The 19232-nt window shown below is 71.5% G+C and carries 18 protein-coding genes; 6 read left to right on the top strand and 12 right to left on the bottom strand.

The window, feature by feature from the left end:
* On the bottom strand, positions 1-786 hold a 786-nt coding region (locus tag ACH4T9_RS24475), incomplete at its 3' end, for a M23 family metallopeptidase (protein ID WP_396686861.1).
* Positions 787-1153: 367 nt separating this feature from the next.
* Here ACH4T9_RS24475 and ACH4T9_RS24470 point away from each other — a divergent pair.
* The 5 genes from ACH4T9_RS24470 (at position 1154) to ACH4T9_RS24450 (ending at position 7724) form a co-directional block, all read left to right on the top strand.
* A complete protein-coding gene (locus ACH4T9_RS24470) occupies positions 1154-2218 on the top strand; it encodes a P1 family peptidase (RefSeq protein ID WP_396673675.1) in 1065 nt (354 codons plus the stop codon).
* Between the two features lie 83 nt (positions 2219-2301).
* Positions 2302-4008 carry an ABC transporter transmembrane domain-containing protein gene (locus ACH4T9_RS24465; RefSeq protein WP_396673674.1) on the top strand — a complete coding sequence of 569 codons (1707 nt, stop codon included), beginning with the start codon at positions 2302-2304 and terminating at the stop codon, positions 4006-4008.
* The gene (locus ACH4T9_RS24460; protein ID WP_396673673.1) at positions 4005-5903 is read left to right on the top strand and encodes an ABC transporter ATP-binding protein; all 1899 of its coding nucleotides are present in this window, start codon (positions 4005-4007) and stop codon (positions 5901-5903) included. Before ACH4T9_RS24465 ends, ACH4T9_RS24460 begins: the two co-directional genes overlap by 4 nt.
* A 141-nt stretch (positions 5904-6044) precedes the next feature.
* The gene (locus tag ACH4T9_RS24455) at positions 6045-6713 is read left to right on the top strand and encodes a HEAT repeat domain-containing protein (RefSeq protein ID WP_396673672.1); all 669 of its coding nucleotides are present in this window, start codon (positions 6045-6047) and stop codon (positions 6711-6713) included.
* A 6-nt stretch (positions 6714-6719) separates the two neighbouring features.
* Positions 6720-7724, top strand: coding sequence for a MerR family transcriptional regulator (locus tag ACH4T9_RS24450; RefSeq protein WP_396673671.1), 1005 nt, complete (start codon positions 6720-6722; stop codon positions 7722-7724).
* A gap of 6 nt (positions 7725-7730) precedes the next feature.
* On the opposite strand, the gene ACH4T9_RS24445 is transcribed toward ACH4T9_RS24450, so the two are convergent.
* From ACH4T9_RS24445 to ACH4T9_RS24425, 5 genes are read right to left on the bottom strand one after another with little or no spacing between them, the layout of a single operon-like run.
* Positions 7731-8507 carry an ABC transporter ATP-binding protein gene (locus ACH4T9_RS24445; protein ID WP_396673670.1) on the bottom strand — a complete coding sequence of 259 codons (777 nt, stop codon included), beginning with the start codon at positions 8505-8507 and terminating at the stop codon, positions 7731-7733.
* Positions 8500-9525: a FecCD family ABC transporter permease gene (locus tag ACH4T9_RS24440; protein WP_396673669.1), complete on the bottom strand. Its 1026-nt coding sequence runs from the start codon at positions 9523-9525 to the stop codon at positions 8500-8502. The genes ACH4T9_RS24445 and ACH4T9_RS24440 overlap by 8 nt, the downstream gene beginning before the upstream one ends.
* Positions 9522-10511: a FecCD family ABC transporter permease gene (locus tag ACH4T9_RS24435; protein ID WP_396673668.1), complete on the bottom strand. Its 990-nt coding sequence runs from the start codon at positions 10509-10511 to the stop codon at positions 9522-9524. The genes ACH4T9_RS24440 and ACH4T9_RS24435 overlap by 4 nt, the downstream gene beginning before the upstream one ends.
* Entirely contained in the window at positions 10501-11313 is an 813-nt protein-coding gene (locus ACH4T9_RS24430; RefSeq protein ID WP_396673667.1) for a siderophore-interacting protein, read from the bottom strand. Before ACH4T9_RS24430 ends, ACH4T9_RS24435 begins: the two co-directional genes overlap by 11 nt.
* Entirely contained in the window at positions 11310-12311 is a 1002-nt protein-coding gene (locus ACH4T9_RS24425; RefSeq protein ID WP_396673666.1) for an ABC transporter substrate-binding protein, read from the bottom strand. The genes ACH4T9_RS24430 and ACH4T9_RS24425 overlap by 4 nt, the downstream gene beginning before the upstream one ends.
* Before the next feature lie 123 nt (positions 12312-12434).
* On the opposite strand from ACH4T9_RS24425, the gene ACH4T9_RS24420 reads away from it, so the two are divergent.
* Positions 12435-13280: a helix-turn-helix transcriptional regulator gene (locus tag ACH4T9_RS24420; RefSeq protein ID WP_396673665.1), complete on the top strand. Its 846-nt coding sequence runs from the start codon at positions 12435-12437 to the stop codon at positions 13278-13280.
* Positions 13281-13337: 57 nt separating this feature from the next.
* Here ACH4T9_RS24420 and ACH4T9_RS24415 read toward each other — a convergent pair whose 3' ends face one another.
* The 6 genes from ACH4T9_RS24415 to ACH4T9_RS24390 all read right to left on the bottom strand — a co-directional run bounded on the left by ACH4T9_RS24415 (position 13338) and on the right by ACH4T9_RS24390 (position 19232).
* A complete protein-coding gene (locus ACH4T9_RS24415; protein WP_396673664.1) occupies positions 13338-14822 on the bottom strand; it encodes a CoA-acylating methylmalonate-semialdehyde dehydrogenase in 1485 nt (494 codons plus the stop codon).
* A gap of 64 nt (positions 14823-14886) precedes the next feature.
* Positions 14887-15579: an MBL fold metallo-hydrolase gene (locus ACH4T9_RS24410; protein WP_396673663.1), complete on the bottom strand. Its 693-nt coding sequence runs from the start codon at positions 15577-15579 to the stop codon at positions 14887-14889.
* A gap of 8 nt (positions 15580-15587) precedes the next feature.
* Positions 15588-16433: a Cof-type HAD-IIB family hydrolase gene (locus ACH4T9_RS24405; RefSeq protein WP_396673662.1), complete on the bottom strand. Its 846-nt coding sequence runs from the start codon at positions 16431-16433 to the stop codon at positions 15588-15590.
* Entirely contained in the window at positions 16430-17275 is an 846-nt protein-coding gene (locus ACH4T9_RS24400; RefSeq protein ID WP_396673661.1) for an inositol monophosphatase family protein, read from the bottom strand. Before ACH4T9_RS24400 ends, ACH4T9_RS24405 begins: the two co-directional genes overlap by 4 nt.
* Positions 17272-18060: an HAD family hydrolase gene (locus ACH4T9_RS24395; protein WP_396673660.1), complete on the bottom strand. Its 789-nt coding sequence runs from the start codon at positions 18058-18060 to the stop codon at positions 17272-17274. Before ACH4T9_RS24395 ends, ACH4T9_RS24400 begins: the two co-directional genes overlap by 4 nt.
* Complete coding sequence (locus ACH4T9_RS24390; RefSeq protein WP_396673659.1) at positions 18057-19232, bottom strand: ABC transporter ATP-binding protein; 1176 nt, start codon at positions 19230-19232, stop codon at positions 18057-18059. The genes ACH4T9_RS24395 and ACH4T9_RS24390 overlap by 4 nt, the downstream gene beginning before the upstream one ends.

The raw sequence follows: 19232 nt of genomic DNA, 5'->3' as shown, positions 1-19232 counted from the left end.
CTGTCCGCCTCCGGCGATGGTGAGCCACGGGGCGTAGATGCCGTCCTTGGCGTAGAAGTTGCCGTCCTGCAGCCAGCCGATCCAGTTGCCGCTGAGTGCGACTTTGGTGGCTCCGCCGCTGTTGACGGCCTGCCACGACGAGTATGCGCCGTCCTTGGCGTACAGGACGCCGGCGGAGTTGACGAATGCGAACCGGTTGCCGGTTATGGCGATGTCGCGTACCTGTCCGCCTCCGGCGATGGTGAGCCACGGGGCGTAGATGCCGTCCTTGGCGTAGAAGTTGCCGTCCTGCAGCCAGCCGATCCAGTTGCCGCTGAGCACGACCTTCGTGGCTCCGCCGGCGTTGACGGCCTGCCACGACGAGTACGCGCCGTCCTTGGCGTACACCACGCCGGCCGAGTTCACGAACGCGAACCGATCGGGAACCTCATCGGTCGGCGTCAGGTCCTCGAACGCCAGGTTGATGGCAGCGCCCTTGGTGACCGTGCCGCCGCAGGAGTAGGCCGGGGTGATGTTGTACACCGCGCCGTTGCGCCGGATCTCGAAGTGCAGGTGGGGGCCGGTGGAGTTGCCGGTGCTGCCGACGTACCCGAGCACCTGCCCCTGCCCGACCCGCTGCCCGACGGTGACCGCGGGCTGCTGCACCATGTGCAGGTATCTGGTCTGGTAACCGCTGGCGTGGGAGACCGTCACCATGTTGCCCCCGCCGGAGGTCCAGCCGGCGAAGGTGACAGTGCCGGTGTAGGCGGCGCCGATCGCCATCCCGCTGTTTCCCGCGATGTCCACACCGTAGTGATCGCTGTCGGTGCCGCCACACCTGTTCGAAAGCACCCCGGTGACCCGCCCGCCAACCGGCTGGATCATCGCTCCGGCCTGGGCGGACGCCGGCTGGGCCGGTGCGAGCGCAAGTCCGCACAGGACGGCCACGGCTGTCACGAGTGCTCGCAGCCGCCTCCCCGCTGTCTCTCCAGTCACGCTGTGCCCTTCTCGTGATCTTCTCGACATCGATACAACGTTGCGGGTGAATATAGGCGAGTCTGCCTGTGTCCCGGCTGCCGCCCGGCGTCGTGCCGGTGCGAACCTGGACCGGGCCGGTACACCGACCCGACGATCGTGGGTACCGTGCCAGGCTGACCACGACGACAGGAGTGCGGTGGACCAGAAACCACGCCGGACACGGGACCTCGGCATCGCCGTCGGTACCCTGCCGACCGGCCCGCTCAACGCCATCACCGACGTGGCCGACGTCCTGGTCGGTCACGTCACCGTCGATGACGGCGCCGACCTGCACACCGGCGTCACCGCCGTCGTGCCGCGCCGGCTCAGCGCCGGGCACCCGGCGCTTCCGGCCGCGGTGTACGTCGGGAACGGGTACGGGAAGCTCGTCGGCTCGACGCAGGTGGACGAACTCGGTGTCCTGGAATCACCGATCGTGCTGACCGCGACCCTGTCGGTCTTCCGCGCCGCGGACGCCCTGCTCACCTACCTGATGGACCGGGACCCGGCCGGAGTGTCGTTCAATCCGCTGGTCGGGGAGACCAACGATGCCCACCTGTCCGACATCCGCCGTCGCCCGGTGACCGAGGAGCACGTGCTCGATGCCGTCGAGCACGCCTCGGCCGGGCTGCCGGCGGAGGGATGCGTCGGCGCGGGCACCGGCACGACAGCCCTGGGTTTCAAGGCCGGCATCGGCACCTCGTCGCGGCGGGTCGGCGTCGACGGCTCCGTCCATACCGTCGGCGCCCTCGTCCAGTCGAACTTCAGCGGCATCCTCACCGTGCTGGGAGTCCCGATGCCCGCTGCCGAACTGGTGTCGCAGCACGACCGGGAGGAGCCGCCCGGCAACTCGTGCATGATCATCGTGGCTACCGACGCGCCGGTGGACGCCCGTCAGCTCGGCCGGCTCGCCCGCCGGGCCGTGTTCGCCATGTCCCGGGTGGGTGCGGCGTACACCAACGGCAGCGGCGACTACGCGATCGCCTTCACCACGGCACCGCAACCGCAGCAGCCGCTACCCGACGCGATGATCGATCCGCTCTTCGCCGCCGTTATGGACTCGGTCGAGGAGGCACTGCTCAACTCGTTGTTCATGGCCGTGACCACCACCGGTGTGCGAGGCCGGGTGCAGCATGCCGTCCCGCACCACCGCGTGCTCCAGCGGCTCGTCACCGCAGGCCGGGCCGGGCAGCGCCAAGGCCCCGGCGTCGCCGGGCATTAGGGCAGGCTAACCTGTCCCTTGATCGCTGGGAGGGCGCAGCTCGTGTACAGATTTTCCTTCGTTCTCGCAGGGGCCTGACGCTCATGGCCGGCGATGAGATCAGCGGTCGGGTGGTGCTGCGCCGCGCCCTGCGCCGCCAGCGCGGTCGCGTGGCGGCCGGCATCGCGCTGCTCTGCGTCCATCAGGCCACCGAGGCCCTCGTACCGGTCGCCATCGGCGTGATCATCGACCGCGCGGTCGCCACCGGGGACGTGCCTGCGCTGCTGCTCTCGCTCGGCGGTCTCGCCGTCCTCTTCACCGTTCTCGCCTTCGCCTATCGAACCGGCGCCCGCCAGGCGTTCGCCGCCGTGGAGCAGGAGGCACACACCCTGCGGGTCGAGATCGCCGGGAGCGCCCTCGACCCGCGCGGACGCCGCTCGGGCATGCGTGACGGCGAGCTGCTGTCCGTCACCGCCTCCGACGCCGAGCTGTCCGCCCACGTCGTACGGGTCGCGGGGTTCTGCGCCGCCGCGTTCACCGCACTCGTCGTCGCGGCCGTCGCGTTGCTCGTCGTCGACGTTCCGCTCGGGCTCGGGGTGCTCATCGGGGTGCCGCTGCTGGTCGTCGCCCTCCAACGGATGGCGCCGCTGCTCACCCGGCGTAGCGCGTCCCAGCAGGAGGCCCTCGCCGCCACCACCGCGCTCGCCGTGGACCTCGTCTCCGGCCTGCGCGTGCTGCGCGGCATCGGCGCACAGGAACACGCCGCACGCCGGTACGCGGTCGCCAGCAGTCACGCCCTCAAGGTCACCCTGCGGGCCGCCACCACCAAGGGCCTGCACCTCGGGCTCACCACCACCGTCAACGGACTCTTCCTCGCGGCGGTCGCCGGCGTCGCCGGCTGGCTCGCGCTACAGGGCCGGCTCACCATCGGCGAGCTAGTCGCCGTCGTCGGGCTGGCCCAGTTCATCGCCGAGCCCGTGCAGACGCTCGGGTACGGCGTACAGGTGTTCGCCATGGCCCGCGCCTCCGCGGGGCGGGTCGCCCGGGTCCTCGGTGCCCCGCCGCTCACCCGGCCGGGAACCGCCGGGCAGCCGGCCCCGGACCCGTCGCGCCTCGCCCTCGACACGGTCGGGTACGCCGGACTCGACGGAGTGTGCCTGCGGGTCGGCGCCGGTGAGGTCCTGGGCGTGCTCGCCTACGATCCGGGCGAGGCCGAGGCGCTGGTCGCGCTGCTGTCCGGCCGGGTACCCCGGGAGGACTACCGGGGAACGCTGTACGTCGACGGCGTGCCAGCCGAGGAGCTGCACATCGACGCCCTGCGCAGCACGGTCCTGGTCGAGCAGCATGACGTGGCGTTGTTCGAGGGGACGCTGCGTGCCAATCTCGCCGCGGACGCCGGCATCGACGAGACGGTCCTGCGCGCCGCGGTGCGGGCTGCGGCGGCCGAGGACGTGCTCGCCGCGCATCCGCACGGGGTCGACCGCCTGCTCACCGAGCGGGGGGCGAACCTGTCCGGTGGGCAGCGGCAGCGGATCGGGCTGGCCAGGGCACTCGCCGCCGACCCGCCGGTACTGGTGCTGCACAACCCCACCACGGCGGTCGACGCGGTGACCGAGCTGATGGTCGCCGAGGGGTTGGCCTCGGCTCGCGGGGCGGAGGCCCGCGGCACCGTGCTGATCACCAACAGTCCGGCTCTGCTGCGGATCACGCACCGGGTGGCCGTGATCGACCGTGGGCGGGTCGTCGCCGAGGGCTCTCACGACCAACTGCTCGCCAGCGACGCCCGCTACCGGGAGGAGGTCCTGCGGTGACCGACGAGTCGACCACGATCGGCGTTGAATCCAGGCAACTGCTGCCGACGGCCACCGCCCGGCAGACCTGGGCCGCCCTCAGAACGGAGTTCGCCCGGCTGCCCGGGCTCAGCGTCGCAGCCGCCACGTTGCTGGTCGCCGCGGCCGCGACCGGGCTCCTCGCACCCTGGGTGCTCGGTCGCCTCGTCGATGACGTCATCGACGGGTCCGACACGCCACGGATCGTGGCCTGGGCGGGTGTGATCGCGGGCGCGGCGTTGCTCGCCGGGCTCCTCACCGCGGCCGGCGCCGCGGTCGCGGCACGCCTCGGCGAGACCGTGCTGGCGCGGCTGCGGGAGCGGGTCCTCGACCGCGCCCTGCACCTGCCGTCAGCCACGCTGGAGCGAGCCGGGACCGGGGACCTGGTGGCCCGCGCCGGCGACGACGTGGCCGTGGCGACGAATGTGATCAGCACCAGCGGACCCGCCTTCCTCGGCGCGCTGCTGTCCATCGTGCTGACCGCGGCGGGGCTCTTCGCTCTCGACTGGCGGCTCGGCCTCGCCGGGCTGGCCGCAGCCCCCGCCTACGCGTTGGCGCTGCGCTGGTACCTGAAGCGCTCGGTTCCGTACTACGCGCGCGAGCGGGTGGCGACCGGCGAGCGGGCACAGGCGATGGCCGGGGCGCTCCGTGGGTCGGCGACAGTGCGCGCCTACCGGATGGAGGATGCCCACGTCGCCCGGATCGCCGAGCGCTCTGTCGTGGCCCGCGACCTGTCGTTGGAGATCTTCAACTTCCACACGCGTCTTGGGCTGCGGATGAACCGGTCGGAGTTCGTGGGGCTCGCCGCCGTGCTGCTCGCCGGTTTCCTGCTGGTCCGCGACGATCTGGTTACCGTGGGAGCAGCCACCACCGCCGCCCTCTACTTCCACCGCCTCTTCAACCCCATCGGCCTGCTGCTGCTCCAGTCGGACTCCGTGCTGCAGGCCGGGGCGAGCCTCGCCCGGCTCGTCGGCGTCACCTCACTGCCCGGCCCCGCTTCCCCCGACGCCCCCGCTTCCCCCGATGGCCCCGGGCCCGCTCGTCGGGAATGGTCCGCGACGGCAGGGCCGGGCGAGCCCGAGCCCGCGGCGCTGGAGATGGTCATCACCCGGCACTGCTACGACGACGGACCAGTGGTGCTGCGGGACATCGTCCTCCGTCTCGCACCCGGGGAACGCGTCGCTCTCGTCGGAGCGAGCGGAGCAGGCAAGAGCACGCTTGCCGGCATCGCCGCCGGAATCATCGCGCCCACTCGCGGCTCGGTGCGCCTGCGCGGCGTGCCGCTGGCGCAACTGGGGGAGCACCGCGTCCGTCGCGAGATCGCCCTGATCAGCCAGGAGGTGCACGTCTTCGCCGGGACGCTCGGCGACGACCTGCGCCTCGCCGACCCGGACGCCACCGACGCCGAGATAACCGCAGCCCTCGACCTCGTCGGCGCCACCGCCCTGCTCCGTACCCTGCCCGACGGCCTTGCCACGAGCGTGGGGGAGGGCGGACGGCAGCTCACCGCCGCCCAGGCCCAGCAGCTTGCCCTGGCCCGCCTCGTCCTCGCCGACCCCGCCGTCGCAGTCCTCGACGAGGCCACCGCGGAGGCTGGCAGCGCGGGTGCGCGTGACCTCGACCGCGCCGCCACGGCGGCCACCGAGGGCCGCACCACGCTGATCGTCGCCCACCGGCTCAGCCAGGCGGCCACCGCGGACCGCATCGTTGTCCTGGATCACGGGCGCATCACCGAGCACGGCACGCACGGCCAGTTGCTGGAGGCGGGGGGCGGGTACAGCCGGCTGTGGCGTTCCTGGAGCACGCCCGGTCTCGTGGTCCCGCAAGGACGCGAGAGCGAGGAGTACGTCCAGGCGTCGGCGCCGGGGGAGAACTGACCCTCCCGCTCCCCGACCACGGTGTGACGCCACCCGAGGCGGGCCCCGGGTGGGCAGAGGGTGCCTGGCCACTTCACGGCGTGGCCGCGCTTGACCTTGACACAGTGACAAGGTCTTCACTGTGTCAAGGAGGTGGCCCCGATGACCATGCCGGAAGAGGACACGAACACGATGCGAGCTCTCCGGGGGCTGGAGAGCAGCAGCTCGTCGGTGCGGCTGCGGGCAGCGCTGGCGGTCGGCACGACCCCTGACCCGCGGTTCATCGGCAAGCTCATCGAACGATGCGCGATCGAGCCCGATTTTTCCGTGCGCGAAATGCTCACGTGGGCACTCACCCGCCACTCGTCATTGACGACGGTCCCGAAGCTCATCGATGAGGTCCGCTCGGAGCGCGCGCAGGCACGAAGCCAGGCGTTGCACACGCTGTCCAAGATCGGGGATCGGCAAGCGTGGCCGGCGATCACCCGGGCGCTCTTGACCGATGCCGACGACGAGGTGGCGCGGAGCGCCTGGCGAGCAGCCGTCGTACTCGTGCCCGAAGGTGAAGAACCCGAGTTGGCCGAGGTGTTGGCGACACAGCTCGGGCGCGGCGAGCGTGAGATGCAGTTGAGCCTCAGCCGGGCGCTGATCGCGCTCGGTGAGGTGATCATGCCGACCGTGCGCGCCGCGACGGCGGATCCCGATCCTCGCGTGCGTCAGCACGCGATCGCCACGGAACGGCTGTTACACAACCCGGATGCCGGATTCGAGTTCGCGATCGAGGAGGCGAAGCGCATCGTAGCCCTCGGCAGGACCAGCCAGGAGGGGTGAGAGGCAGTGTTGATCGGTGAGGTGGCACGACGGTCCGGGGTCAGCGCCCGCATGCTCAGGCATTACGACTCCCTCGGCCTGGTGCGGCCCACGGGTCGTACCGAGGCTGGCTATCGAGAGTACTCCAGCGAGGACATCCGGCGGATCTTCCATATCGAGAGCCTGCGGTCATTGGGGCTGTCGCTGCGTGAAGTCGGGCGTGCGCTGGATGATCCCGGATTCACGCCCTCGGAGCTCGTCGACGACCTCATCCGTCGGACGCGAGAACGCATCGCGGGTGAGACTGAGCTGCTCACGCGACTTCGTCGGACCGGTGCCGCGGAACCCGCAGACTGGGAGGACGTCCTCCAGATCGTCGCACTCCTCCAGGCATTGGGGTCGGAGAGCGCTGGGAAGCGCCAACGCGCGGCCCTGTCCTCAGTCGTAGAGGTTCCGGTGCCGGTGGAAGCTCTGGTCGAGGCAGCGTTGAGCGAGACGGACCCGAACGTCGCCGGAGCCCTTCGATGGGCTCTGGCGCAATCGGGCGACGGCGGATTGGCACTACTGGCGGAGGGCCTCAGCTCGCCGGTAGCCGAGGTGCGGAAACGTGCCGTCCAGTCCATCGCCGAGATTCGGAACGGTGACGCGACCGCACTGCTGCAGGACGCCCTCACGAACTCCGACATCGTGGTCCGCAGGAGTGCGGCTCTGGCGCTCGGGGCACGTGGAGTCGCCGAAGCGGTAACGACGCTCATCGATATGGTCGTCGGGGAGGCGAACGACGCCGACGCAGCCGACGCGCTGAGCGTGCTGGCGGGTGATCCCGTGTCGGCGGATCAGATCGCCATCAGGCTCGTTGACTGCCTCGCCAACGGCACCGTTGAATCGTCTGCGCGTCGACGGCTGACACAGGCGCTCGCGGATATCCCGGGGAGCACGGCGTCACGTGCCCTCGCGGATCTGTCACATGACGGGGACCGTGCCGTTGCGCTTACCGCGACATACATTCTCAGGCTCCGCAACGCACGGTAGGGGGCGTCAGACGGTCGGCACCACCATCGGAGTGCCGGTCACCGGGTTCGCCATCACGATGCTCGGCAGGCCGAAGACCTCCTGCATGAGGGCCGCGTCCACCACGTCGGCCGGTGCGCCCTGCGCGACGACCCGGCCGTCCTTCATCGCCACGATGTGATCGGCGAAACGGCAGGCCTGGTTGATGTCGTGCAGGACCGCGACGATCGTCCTGCCCTCGTCGCGCAGCCGCGCGAAGAGCGCCAGCAACTCGTACTGGTGGGTGATGTCGAGGAACGTGGTGGGCTCGTCGAGCAGCAGGTAGGGCGTCTCCTGCGCCAGCACCATCGCGATCCAGACCCGTTGTCGTTGTCCTCCGGACAACTCCTCGACGGGCCGTTCGGCCAGGGCGGTGACGCCGGCCACCGCCATGGCCGAACGGACGGCCTCCTCGTCCGCGGCCGACCAGGTGGCGAGCAGGGACTGGTGCGGGTAACGGCCCCGGGCCACGAGCCGCCGGACGACGATGTTCTCCGGGGCGACCAGGCCCTGGGGCAGGAAGCCCACCTGTCGCGCGAACCTCTTCGGGCGGTGGTCGGAGACGTCCCGGCCGTCGAGGCGGACCGTTCCCGACGACGGCGTGAGCAGTCGGACGAACGCCTTGAGCAACGTCGACTTCCCACACGCGTTCGGCCCCACGATGGCCGTGAACGCGCCGTCCGGCACGGCCAGGCTCACCCGCGTCGACACCACCCGCTCCCCGTAGCCGAGCGTGACGTCCTCCGCGGTCAGACGGCTACCCACTCCGTTTCACCTCCATGCCGAGCAACCAGATGAGATAGCAGCCGCCGATCGCCGTCGTGACCACGCCGACCGGCAGCGCGACCGGCGCCAACAGCAGTTGGGCGACGAGGTCGGCGGCCAGGAGCAGCACCGCTCCGGTCAGCGCCGCCGGGGCCAGGGGCACGCCGGCGGCCCGGGCGAGCCGCCGGCCGATCTGGGGCGCGGCGAGGGCGATGAACACGACCGGCCCGGCGACCGCGGTCACGGTGGCGGTGCAGCCCACGCCGGTAAGGACCATCAGCAGCCGGAGCCGACCCAGGCGCACGCCGGTGGTGCGGGCGATCTCGTCGCCCAGTGCCGCCTGGTGCATGGCGTTCGAGAGCACGACGAGCAGCAGCACGAGCAGGGCGACGATGGCGAACGGCAGCCGCACCTCGGCCCAGTCGATGCCGTTGAGCGAGCCGGCGTTCCAGCCGGTCGCGGCGAGTGCCACATCGAGCTCGGCCCGCAGCACGATCCAGGAGTTCAGGGCGGTGAGCATCGCGTTGACGGCGATTCCGATGACGATCAGCCGGAGGCCGCTGAGCCCGGAGTCCAGCGACAGCAGGTAGATCACCGCCGCAGCCAGCAGTCCACCCGTCACCGAGCCCGCCGCGAGCTGCCCGGCGGTGCCGTTCAGCATCGTGATCGCCACCAGGGCGCCGGTGTAGGCGCCCGCGTCGAGTCCGATGACGTCGGGGCTGCCCAGCGCGTTGCGGGTCAGGTTCTGGAAGATCGCTCCGGCGAGACCCAGGGAGGCGCCGAAGACCAGCGCCGCGGTCACCCGCGGCAACCGCCACTCCCTGATCACGAAACCCGACTCGCCGCCGCCGGAGGCCAGGGCGGTGAACACCTCCGCCGGGCTGGCCCAGGCCTGCCCGTAGCAGAGGGCCACCAGGGCGAGGACCGCCGCGACCGCGACGAGCCCCGACGACACGGCGACCGTACGCCGTTCGACCCGGACCACGACCGGCCCCGCCCGCAGCGTCACCGTGCTCACAGCGCCCCCGCACCATAGCGACGGACGGCCCAGATCAGCACCGGGCCACCCAGGAACGCCGTGACGATCGCGACCGGGACCTCGCCGGTGGGCAGCAGGACCCGCGAGCCGATGTCGGCGACGAGCAGCAGGACCGGACCGAGCAGCATCGAGTACGCCATGATCCACGGAACCGAGTCGACGGCCAGCCGCCGGGCCAGGTGCGGAACCATGAGGCCGATGAACGCGATCGGCCCCGCGACGGCGGTGGCGACACCGGTGAGCAGGGTGACGAGCACCAGGACGGTGACCCGGATCCGCGTCACGTGGGCGCCGAGTGAGTGGGCGACGTGCTCGCCGAGGGCCAGGGCGTTCAGCGGCCCGGTCGCGGCCATCGCGGCGACCAGGGCGGCCACGGTCACCAGCACGGGCACGACCAACGGCGTCTGCTCGGTGCCGGCCAGCGCCCCCACCGACCAGAACCGGTACCGGTCGAAGACGTCGGGGAAGGTCAGCCGCAGACCGAGCGAAACGCCCATCAGGACCCAGCTCAGGGCGACGCCGGCGAGGACCAACCGCAGCGGCGAGGTCCGTCCGACGGCGTAGACCACGACCGCGGCGAGGGCGGAGCCGGCGACCGCGAGCACGAGCTGTCCGGCCTGTGACCCGGCTACGCCCGCCAGGACACCAAGGTTGATCGCGAAGCCGGCCCCGGCGGTCACGCCGAGGATGCCCGGCTCGGCCAGCGGGTTGCGGGTCAGCGTCTGGATCAGCACGCCGGCCGCGCCGAGGGCGGCGCCGACGCAGACGCCGAGGATCGTGCGGGGCAGCCGGATGTCGCGTACGACGAGGTGGTCGGTGGTGCCGGCGAAGTCGGTGAGGGCCCGCCAGACCTCGGCCACCGCGACGGACCGGGCACCCACGGCCATGCTCGCGCCCGCCGCGATGACGAGCAGCGCGACGGACACGAGCAGGAGGGCCGTGCGGCGGGACGGATCAGTCTTCAAGCCCGGCAACTCCGCGTTTCCAGTATCCGGTGATCAGCGAGTCGATGTGCTCCCTGCTCCAGGCGCGCAGCGGCTTGACGTCGGTCGCCTCGCCGGCCGCGAAGAGGAAACTCCGCCCGGCCGGGAGGCGCAGCGACTGCACCGTCTCCGCCAGCGCCGAGCGGGCACCCTCGCGGGTGAGCCAGGTCACCGCCACCCCGTCGCGCGGCGCCAGCGGGTAGCCCCGTTCCGCAACGTCGTCGATCTCGACCACGACGTGGGCCGACACGTCGGCGGGGGAGTGCTCCAGCCACCGGCCGACGGCCGGCAGGGCGGTGGTGTCGACCGCGAAGACGTAGTGGTCGTAGTGGTGCGGGAACGCCTTCGCTCCGGGTGGGCCGGCGATCGTGACGTCTTCGCCCACCGCCGCCGAGGCCGCCCAGGTCGAGGCGACGCCGCCGTCGTGCAGCACGAAGTCCAGGTCGATCTCACCGGCGGCGTCGTACCGTCGCACCGTGTACTTGCGGGTGGTGGGCAGCGGGCGCGGCCAGTCGAGCATCCCGTCCGCGTTCGGGACGGGATCGCGACGGGTGCCGTCCGGGTCGGGGAAGACGATCTTGACGTGGTCGTCCGCCTGGTAGGTGTGGAAACCGGCGAGGGCCGGGCCGCCGAGGGTCAGTCGCAGCATCCGTGGGGTCAACTGCTGCCGGGCGAGGACCCGGACGTTACGTACCCCGATCGGATACCCGATCCGCGTGGTGCCGCTGCCCGTGTGGTGGTGGGCCGCGACCCGGGCAGCCGGGTCGCGGCGGTCGACGGTCATCGGTTGAGCAGTGGCGTGAACGCCTTGTCGATCGAGTCGAGGGACTTCAGGGCCGACTCGTACGTCGCCGCCTCCGTGTACTGCAGCGGAAAGACCCGGCCGGCCTTGACCGCCGGCAGGTTCTTCCACAACGCGGAGTCGATCACCTGCTTCACCGCCTCGGCCGGGGTGCCGTCGGGCTGGAGCGTGTACGTGATGGCGTCGGCCTCACCGAGGCTCTCCGGCAGCTCCTCGAGCGAGGGATACTCGGTCACGTCGAGTCCGCCGCCGCCCTTCTTCTTGACCTCGCCGTAGTAGGTCACGCCGACGTCCTGCGCGATGTTGGTGCCCCACGACTTGGCGAACTCCCGGTGGAACGTGCCCTTGGAGATGTCCCCGTAGGCGCCCAGGTGCCCGAACTTCAGGCTGGCGAGCGCGGTGCCGTACTTGGCCTTCAGCTCTGCGGCCTTCTTCTCGTACGCGTCCTTGGCCGCCTCGAAGTGCTCGGTGCGTCCGGCGGCGTCGGCCTGGCGGCGGGACAGCTCGCGCCAGGCGTCCGGAACCGTCGGGCCGATCGCCACGACGGGCGCGATGCTCTCGAGGCGCTTCAGGTCGACGTCGGCGAGCACCGGCTTCGGCACACCGATCACGATGAGGTCCGGCTTGGCGGCGGCGATGGCCTCGTAGTTGGTCTCGGCGGCCGACTCTCCCGCGATCTTGGGCAGCCGGTCGTAGGTGGCGCGGTCCTGCTCGGTCATCATCGCCAGGCCGCGCTTCCAGGTCGAGACTCCCACCAGGGCGGCGTCCGCCTCGATGAGGGCCGGCACCGCATAGCCGGTGGCGACCACGCGCTCGGGGGCGGTGGGGATCTTGATCTCGCCGTTGTCGGCGGAGAAGACGCGGGTTCCGGAGCCGCCGTCGGACTTGGCGGCGGGCTCGGAGCCGGATCCGCAACCGGTCACCACGGCGAGTGCCAGGGCTGCGGCGACGGCCGGACGCCAGTGCTGTCGTACGGACATCTACTGTTCCTTCGAGGGACTACAGGGGTGGCAGCCCCGCTGGGCTGCAAAGCTTAGGCTACCCTTACTGTCGCTTTCGGGATGTCGACGAGAGGTCAACCCATGTCGAGGAGAGGTCAGAGCGTGACTGTCGCGGCCCCACTCGCGGCGGATCCCGTGAGCTGCGAGGAGTTCGGCTACGGTCTCGGCCGGCCCGACGGGATCCTCGTCCTGAGATACCGCTCGGCGGCCCGCCTGGCGTTCGGCGAGAACCGGCAGGACTTCCTGCACCAGCTCTACTGGTCGCCGGACGGCGTGCTCTCCGCCCGCCACGACCGGGGCGTGACCTTCATCGGCCCGGGCGAGGCCTTCTGGGTCCAGCGGGCGGTGACCCACGAGGTGCACGCGGCGGACCGGCAGACCGTCTACCGGATCTGCCTGCGCGAGGTGCCCACCGCCCTCGACGGCCTCCGGGCCGGTGCCGTCCGCATCGACGTCGAAGCGGCGGAACTCGTCCTGACGATCGCCGACCGGGAGTACGACGAGCGCGGCGCGCCCGAGGCCCGCAGACGGATCATGGCCGGGCTCGACCCCCGTTCCCACCCGGCCGATGACGGGCAGGCCGCTGGCTCGGGCGTCGCGGTGACGGTCGCCACGGCGCTGGCGAACGACCCCGGCGACCCCACCCGCCTCGACGAGTGGGCCGAGCGGCTGCACGTCAGCGTCAAGACGCTGCAACGCGACTTCGCCCGCGAGTTCGGCATGTCGTACTCGCAGTGGCGGACCGGCCTGCGGCTGCGCGCGTCGCTGACGCTGCTGCGTACCCGACCGGTCGGCGAGGTCGCCCGCCGCATCGGGTACGCCAGCCCGTCCGCCTTCATCTCCGCCTTCGTCCGCGAGTACGGCTGCACGCCGGGCCGCGCCGCGGCGATGATCCACGCCGGAGACGACGACGCCGCGTCCCTGCTGCTGTCCCGTTCACCCCGATAGCGCAAACCCGGGGCCGTCCACGTCAGCAGCGGCACCGTCGTCCCCGGTCGGGAGCCGTCAGCTCGTGGTGGGGAAGCTCAGGCTGACCGCCGAGGGGGCTCCACTGGGCCACCGGGTCGTGACGACCTTTCCCCGGGTGTAGAAGTTGACGCCCTCGGGGCCGTGCACGTGGGTGTCACCGAACAGGGAGTTCTTCCAGCCGCCGAACGAGTGGTAGGCCATCGGCACCGGGACGGGCACGTTGACGCCCACCATGCCGACGGTCACCGCACGGGCGAACCGGCGTGCCGCCGCCCCACTTCCGGTGAACAGCGCGACGCCGTTGCCGTACTCGCTCGCGTTGACGATGCGCACGGCATCGTCGAAGTTTGCGGCGCGTACGACGACCAGCACGGGTCCGAACACCTCGTCGCGGTACACCTCGGCGTCGGTGCTGACCGTGTCGAACAGGGTCGGGCCGACGAAGAAACCGTCGCGGACGGGTGCCTCACGCCCGTCGACGACCAGGGGGACGCCCGCCTCGGCGGCCCGGGTGACGTACCCGGTGATCCGGTCGCGGGCCTCGGCGGTGATGACCGGTCCCATCTCGCTGCTCTCCGCGTCCCCAGGTCCGACGCGTACGCGCCGTGCCTGCTCGGTGAGCAGGGACACGAGCTCATCGGCGGCGGAGCCGACCGCGACCACGGCGGAGATCGCCATGCACCGTTGCCCGGCCGAGCCGTACGCCGCGGCGGTGATCTGCCTGGCGGCGTCGGCGAGATCGGCGTCGGGAAGCACGACGGCGTGGTTCTTGGCGCCACCGAGTGCCTGGACCCGCTTGCCCGAGGCGCTGGCCCGCTGGTGGACGTAGCGTGCGACCGGCGTGGAACCGACGAAGGACACCGCGGCGGTGTCGGGATGGTCGAGCAGCCGGTCGACGGCCTCCTTGTCCCCGTGAACCACGTTGAACACGCCGGCCGGCAGCCCGGCCTCGGCGTACAGCTCGGCGATCAGGTTCGACGGGGAGGGGTCACGCTCGCTGGGTTTGAGGATGAAGGAGTTGCCGCAGGCGATGGCGATCGGGTGCATCCACAGGGGGACCATGATGGGGAAGTTGAATGGCGTGATACCGACGCACACGCCGAGCGACTGCCGGAACGTGTACGAGTCGACGCCGTTGGACACCTGGTCGGAGTAGCTGCCCTTGAGCAGCTGCGGGATGCCGCAGGCGAAGTCGATGACCTCCCGGCCACGGGTCACCTCTCCACGTGCGTCGTCGAGGACCTTGCCGTGCTCGGCGGTGATCATGCGGGCCAGGTCGTCGGTGTGCTTCTCGACCAGGTCGCGGAAGGCGAAGAGCACCTTCGTCCGGGCGGTCAGCGAGGTCTCCCGCCACGAGAGCCACGCCTGCGCCGCGGCGGCGACAGCCGTGTCGACCTCTGCGGAGCTGGCCAGCGGCACCGTGGCCTGCGGCTGGCCGGTGGCGGGATTCCAGACGGAGGCGGTGCGGCCCGACAGGGGTTGTGTCGGCTTGCCGTCGATCCAGTGCTCGATGCTGCGCATGGTGTTCCTTTCCTAACTGAGGCTGACCGGGGCCCGGGCCGGCGACAGCACCCGGACGGATCCGTCAGAGGTTCAGGGTGAGGCCGGCAGTGGCGAGGAGGACGGGGCAGGAGCTGTGCCGGGCGGCCTCGGCCAGCAGGTCGGCGACCCGATCCCGGTGCCAGGGCCGGATGTGGGTGAGCACGAGGAGTTGAGCTTCGGCCCGGCGGGCGAGCCTGCCGGCGTCGCCGGCAGTCAGATGGTTCGGTACGGGCTCGTCGTCGAAGCCCGACGCCTCGGCCAGCACGACGGCGCATCCGTGGGCCAGCTCGTCGAGGGCGTCGCAGGGTGCGCTGTCGCCGGTGTAACACAGCTGGTCGTCGAGGCGGACAGCCCAGTTCTCCACCTGGTGCCGACCGACAGCGGTACGTACCCGGTACGGGCCGATGCGTTCGGGTGCGGGCCCGAACGTGAGCTTCCGCTGGGCGGGAAGCCGCTCCGCCAACCGGCTCTCGACGGCGGCCGGCCCGTACACCGGCAGCGACCCGGCGTCGCCCGCGGCGGATCGGAGGTAGGCCAGTGCGGTGAGGTCGTCGCAGTGGTCTCCGTGCGCGTGGGTGACGAAGACGGCGTCGAGCGCGGTGACGGGGGCGTACCGCTGCAGCGGCCCCACCGCCCCGGTGCCCAGGTCGAGCAGGAGCCGCCAGCCGTCCTGTTCGACCAGGTAGCAGGAGCACGCCGCGTCCGGGCCGGGCGCGGAGCCCGAACAGCCGATCACGGTGAGCCTCATTCGGCGGCCGGGGCGGTGGCGATGGCGACGACGTCGGCGACGGCGCCTTCGAGGCAGGTGCCCGCCACCGCGGAGGCCGCGGCCAGGACCTCCGGGTGTCCGTCGCCGACCGCCACGCCGAATCCGCTGGCCCGCAGCAGGGGCACGTCGTTGGGGTTGTCACCGACGGCCGCGACCTCGGCCAGGGCCACCTGCTCGTGCTCGGCGAGCCAGCGCAGCGCGACGCCCTTGTCCACGCCCGCGGGGAGCAGTTCCACGTAGGTGGCCTCGGACATCACGACGGTCACCTCGGGGGCGGCCCGGTGGGCGACCGCGGCGATGCGGTGCGCGGCGTCGGTGTCGGCGCACAGCAACATGACCTTGCTGATGCCGTCGATGTCGCGCCAGCTCTCGATGTGTTCGACGGTGACGCGGTCCCGGGCGGCATAGGTGTCGACCCAGGCCGGCCGGTACGTGGCGAGGGCCCGTTCACCGACGAACGCGACGGCGGCGACGTCGGGCGGAAGCGCCTCGACCAACGCGCGGACCGCCGTCCACGTCGTCTCGTCGAAGCGGCTCGCGTGCAGCACCTCACCGGTGTGCAGGTTGGCGATGAGCGCGCCGTTGAGCAGGATCGCCGGTCCGGTGAGACCTAGTTCGTCGTAGTAGCGCCGGCACGAGGCGGCGCTGCGGCCGGTGGCGATGACGACCTGGCCGCCGGCGCTGCGGAATGCCTGTAGGGCCGCGCGGCTACGCGGGACCATCGCGAGGTCGCGGTCGACCAGTGTGCCGTCGAGGTCGGTGACGATCCAGCGGTACCGCAGTGCGGTACCCGGGCCCAGGCGGGTGTCGGAGCTGGTCATGTCAGCGGCACCGCCCGGTGAGTGTCGGCGAACACCTCGATAGCGGTCGATCCGGCCGGGTCGAGCGTGCCGACGGTGGCGAAGTAGCCGCGCTCGCGCCATGCCGCCTGGTCCGTCTCGACGTCGTTCGGGCGCAGGCCGAGGTAGTGGCCGCCGGCGGCGGTCACCAGCAGCGAGCCGGCCGCGACATCCCAGCTGCTGACACCGATACCGAGTGCCGCGTCCGCCCAGCCGGTCGCGACATGCGCCAGGCTCAGCGCGGCGCTGCCGATGCGACGCAGCGTCTGGTACTCGATGATGAGGTCGGTCTGCCGTCGCACCGCCCGCTCGGGCGCGGCTCTGATCTCGCGTGCGCTCGGGTAGCTGGTCAGCAGCAGCGCCTGCTGCTCGCTGGCGGCGCCGACGCTGGCCAGCGGCTGTCCGTTGTGCCAGGCCCCGGCGAGCGTGGCGGTGAACAGGTCGTCGCGTAGCGGGTCGTAGATCGCTCCGGCGACGACCCGTCCGTCGACCACCGCACCGATCGAGGTGCAGAAGAAGGGGAGCCCGTGGGCGAAGTTCGCCGTGCCGTCGATCGGGTCGACGTGCCATTCGACGCGACCCTCGCCGACCGCGCCGCCTTCCTCGCCGACGATGCGGCTGTCCGGCTCGGCGTTGAGCACAATGTCGCGGATGCGCGCCTCGGCCGCCTTGTCGTGCACGGTCACGGGGTCGTGCCGATCGCGCTTGTAGTCGACCTCGGGTCGGGAGCGGAACGCCCCCCGGAGCATGTCACCGACTGCGGTGGCGGCCTCGGCGGCCACCTCCGCCAGCTGGGCGGAGCGGGTCACGTCGATCGTGGTCATTCTTGCCTCTCGTCGGTGAGGGTGAGCAGCCGCAGCAGTTCGGCTGGGTCGTCGACGACCGCGTCGGGCGTCTGGGCGACGACGAACGGCAGGTCGTGGGTGGAGCGGGCAGTCATCAGGACGGTCACTCCGACCCCGGCCCGGCGGCCGCAGACGACATCGCGGTCGAAGTTGTCGCCGACGTACCACGCGTCACTGGGCGCGACCGCGAGCGCGCGGCACGCCAGGCGGATCATTTCCGGATTGGGTTTGCGGATGCCGAGCTCGTCGCTGTACAGCTGCAACGCCAGGTCCTTGTCGAGGCCGGCCTGGGCGAGCCAGTCCCGGTGCACGATGCCCGACATCGCGTTGCTGACGATCGCCACCGGGATGTCCCGCTCCCGCGCGCCCCGGAGCAGATCCTCGATGCCGTTGCGGGCGACCCGCGTCGAGCGCAGCTCACCCTGGCGTCGGCACAGGAACCACGCCTGGCTGGTCACCAACGCGCGCGCCTGATCGGGCCAGTCGGCGGCGACGAACTCCGACCAGAACACCCGCCAGGTCAGCTCGGCCGGCGCGGACAGTCGCGACATCGCGTTCTTCCACGCGGAGTCGGCGGCGGCGGCGGCCCGGACGTCGCGGACCACGTCGTCGATGGTCAGCTCGGTGCAGCCGGCCGCGCCGAGCATCGCGACGACCTCGGTGGCGAGGTCGGTGACCCAGGTGTCCCGGCGTGCGGTCTGCACGACGACGCCACCGAAGTCCAGCAGCAGCGCGCGGGGCCGCGGCAGCCGTGCGGCGATCACCGGCCGGACCCGGAGGCGACGGCCGGCCCGGCGGCGGGACGCTGTCCGGTCCGCTGTTCGCTCAGGAACTGGTCCCAGCCGGTCATCCGGCGGCCGTCGGCATCGAACACGTGCAGGTCGGCCGCGGCGGCCCAGAGGGTCACCTCGGCGCCCGGCGTCGTCTCGATCTTCCGGTAGGACTGGACGTACAGCGGTTCGCCGTGGCACCGCAGCTGCACGGTCCAGGCCGAGCCGGTGGGCAGGACCGTGTCGACCACGGCCGGCGCCCGCCAGACGCCGTCGGGAACATCGGCGTCGGCGTGCGCGATGTTGAGTGCCTCGGGCCGGACACCGCCCGTTCCGTCGGTGGGCGGGCGGCCGACCCGGGCTGCCACGTAGTCCGCCACGGTGGCGCCGGGACCGGCCACGTCGGCCGACCCGAACGGCATGGTGTTCATCGGTGGGCTGCCGACGAACTCAGCCACGAACACGCTTGCCGGCCGTTCGTAGACCTCCATCGGCGTGCCGGTCTGCTCGACGACTCCCTCGTTCATGACGGTGACGTGGGTGGCCATCGTCATCGCCTCCAGCTGGTCGTGGGTGACCAGGACGACGGTGGCGTGCGAGCGCTGGTGGATTCTCTTGATCTCGGCGCGCATCTCGAGGCGGAGCCTCGCGTCGAGGTTCGACAGCGGCTCGTCGAGCAGCATGACCTCCGGGTCGACCGCGAGCATCCGGGCCAGTGCGACCCGCTGCTGCTGGCCGCCGGAGAGCTGCGAGGGGTAGCGGGCAGCGTATTCGGCGATGTGCAGCATCTCCATGGCCTCGGCGGCGCGCTGTGCCCGTTGCGCCGTGGGCGTCTTCCGCATCATCAGCCCGAACTCGACGTTGCGGGTCACCGTCATGTGCGGCCACAGCGCGTAGCTCTGGAACACCAGCCCCATGCCCCGCTTCTCGGGTGGCACGAAGAGGCCCTGCCCCACGGAGTCCAGCAGCCGTGAGCCGACCCGGATATCGCCCCTGGTGGGCTGCTCGAGGCCGGCGATCATCCGCAGGGTCGTGGTCTTGCCACAGCCGGACGGGCCGAGTAGGCACATGAAGCCGCCGTCGGGGATGGTCAGGTGCAGGTCACGCACCGCGTACTGGCCGGCGACGTAGCTCTTGTCGACGCCGATGAGTTCGATGTTCGGCAT

It is taken from the genome of Micromonospora sp. NPDC020750 (genome assembly GCF_044334565.1).
Taxonomy (GTDB): Bacteria; Actinomycetota; Actinomycetes; order Mycobacteriales; family Micromonosporaceae; genus Micromonospora.
This window is presented reverse-complemented; position numbering and strand designations above follow the sequence as displayed.

Bases quoted from the DNA above. Each gene is read 5' to 3' on its own strand.
- ACH4T9_RS24425 (WP_396673666.1), bottom strand. From the start codon at position 12,311: ATGTCCGTACGACAGCACTGGCGTCCGGCCGTCGCCGCAGCCCTGGCA.
- ACH4T9_RS24465 (WP_396673674.1), top strand. From the start codon at position 2,302: ATGGCCGGCGATGAGATCAGCGGTCGGGTGGTGCTGCGCCGCGCCCTG.
- ACH4T9_RS24405 (WP_396673662.1), bottom strand. From the start codon at position 16,433: ATGACCAGCTCCGACACCCGCCTGGGCCCGGGTACCGCACTGCGGTAC.
- ACH4T9_RS24455 (WP_396673672.1), top strand. From the start codon at position 6,045: ATGACCATGCCGGAAGAGGACACGAACACGATGCGAGCTCTCCGGGGG.
- ACH4T9_RS24430 (WP_396673667.1), bottom strand. From the start codon at position 11,313: ATGACCGTCGACCGCCGCGACCCGGCTGCCCGGGTCGCGGCCCACCAC.
- ACH4T9_RS24415 (WP_396673664.1), bottom strand. From the start codon at position 14,822: ATGCGCAGCATCGAGCACTGGATCGACGGCAAGCCGACACAACCCCTG.
- ACH4T9_RS24390 (WP_396673659.1), bottom strand. From the start codon at position 19,232: ATGCCGAACATCGAACTCATCGGCGTCGACAAGAGCTACGTCGCCGGC.
- ACH4T9_RS24400 (WP_396673661.1), bottom strand. From the start codon at position 17,275: ATGACCACGATCGACGTGACCCGCTCCGCCCAGCTGGCGGAGGTGGCC.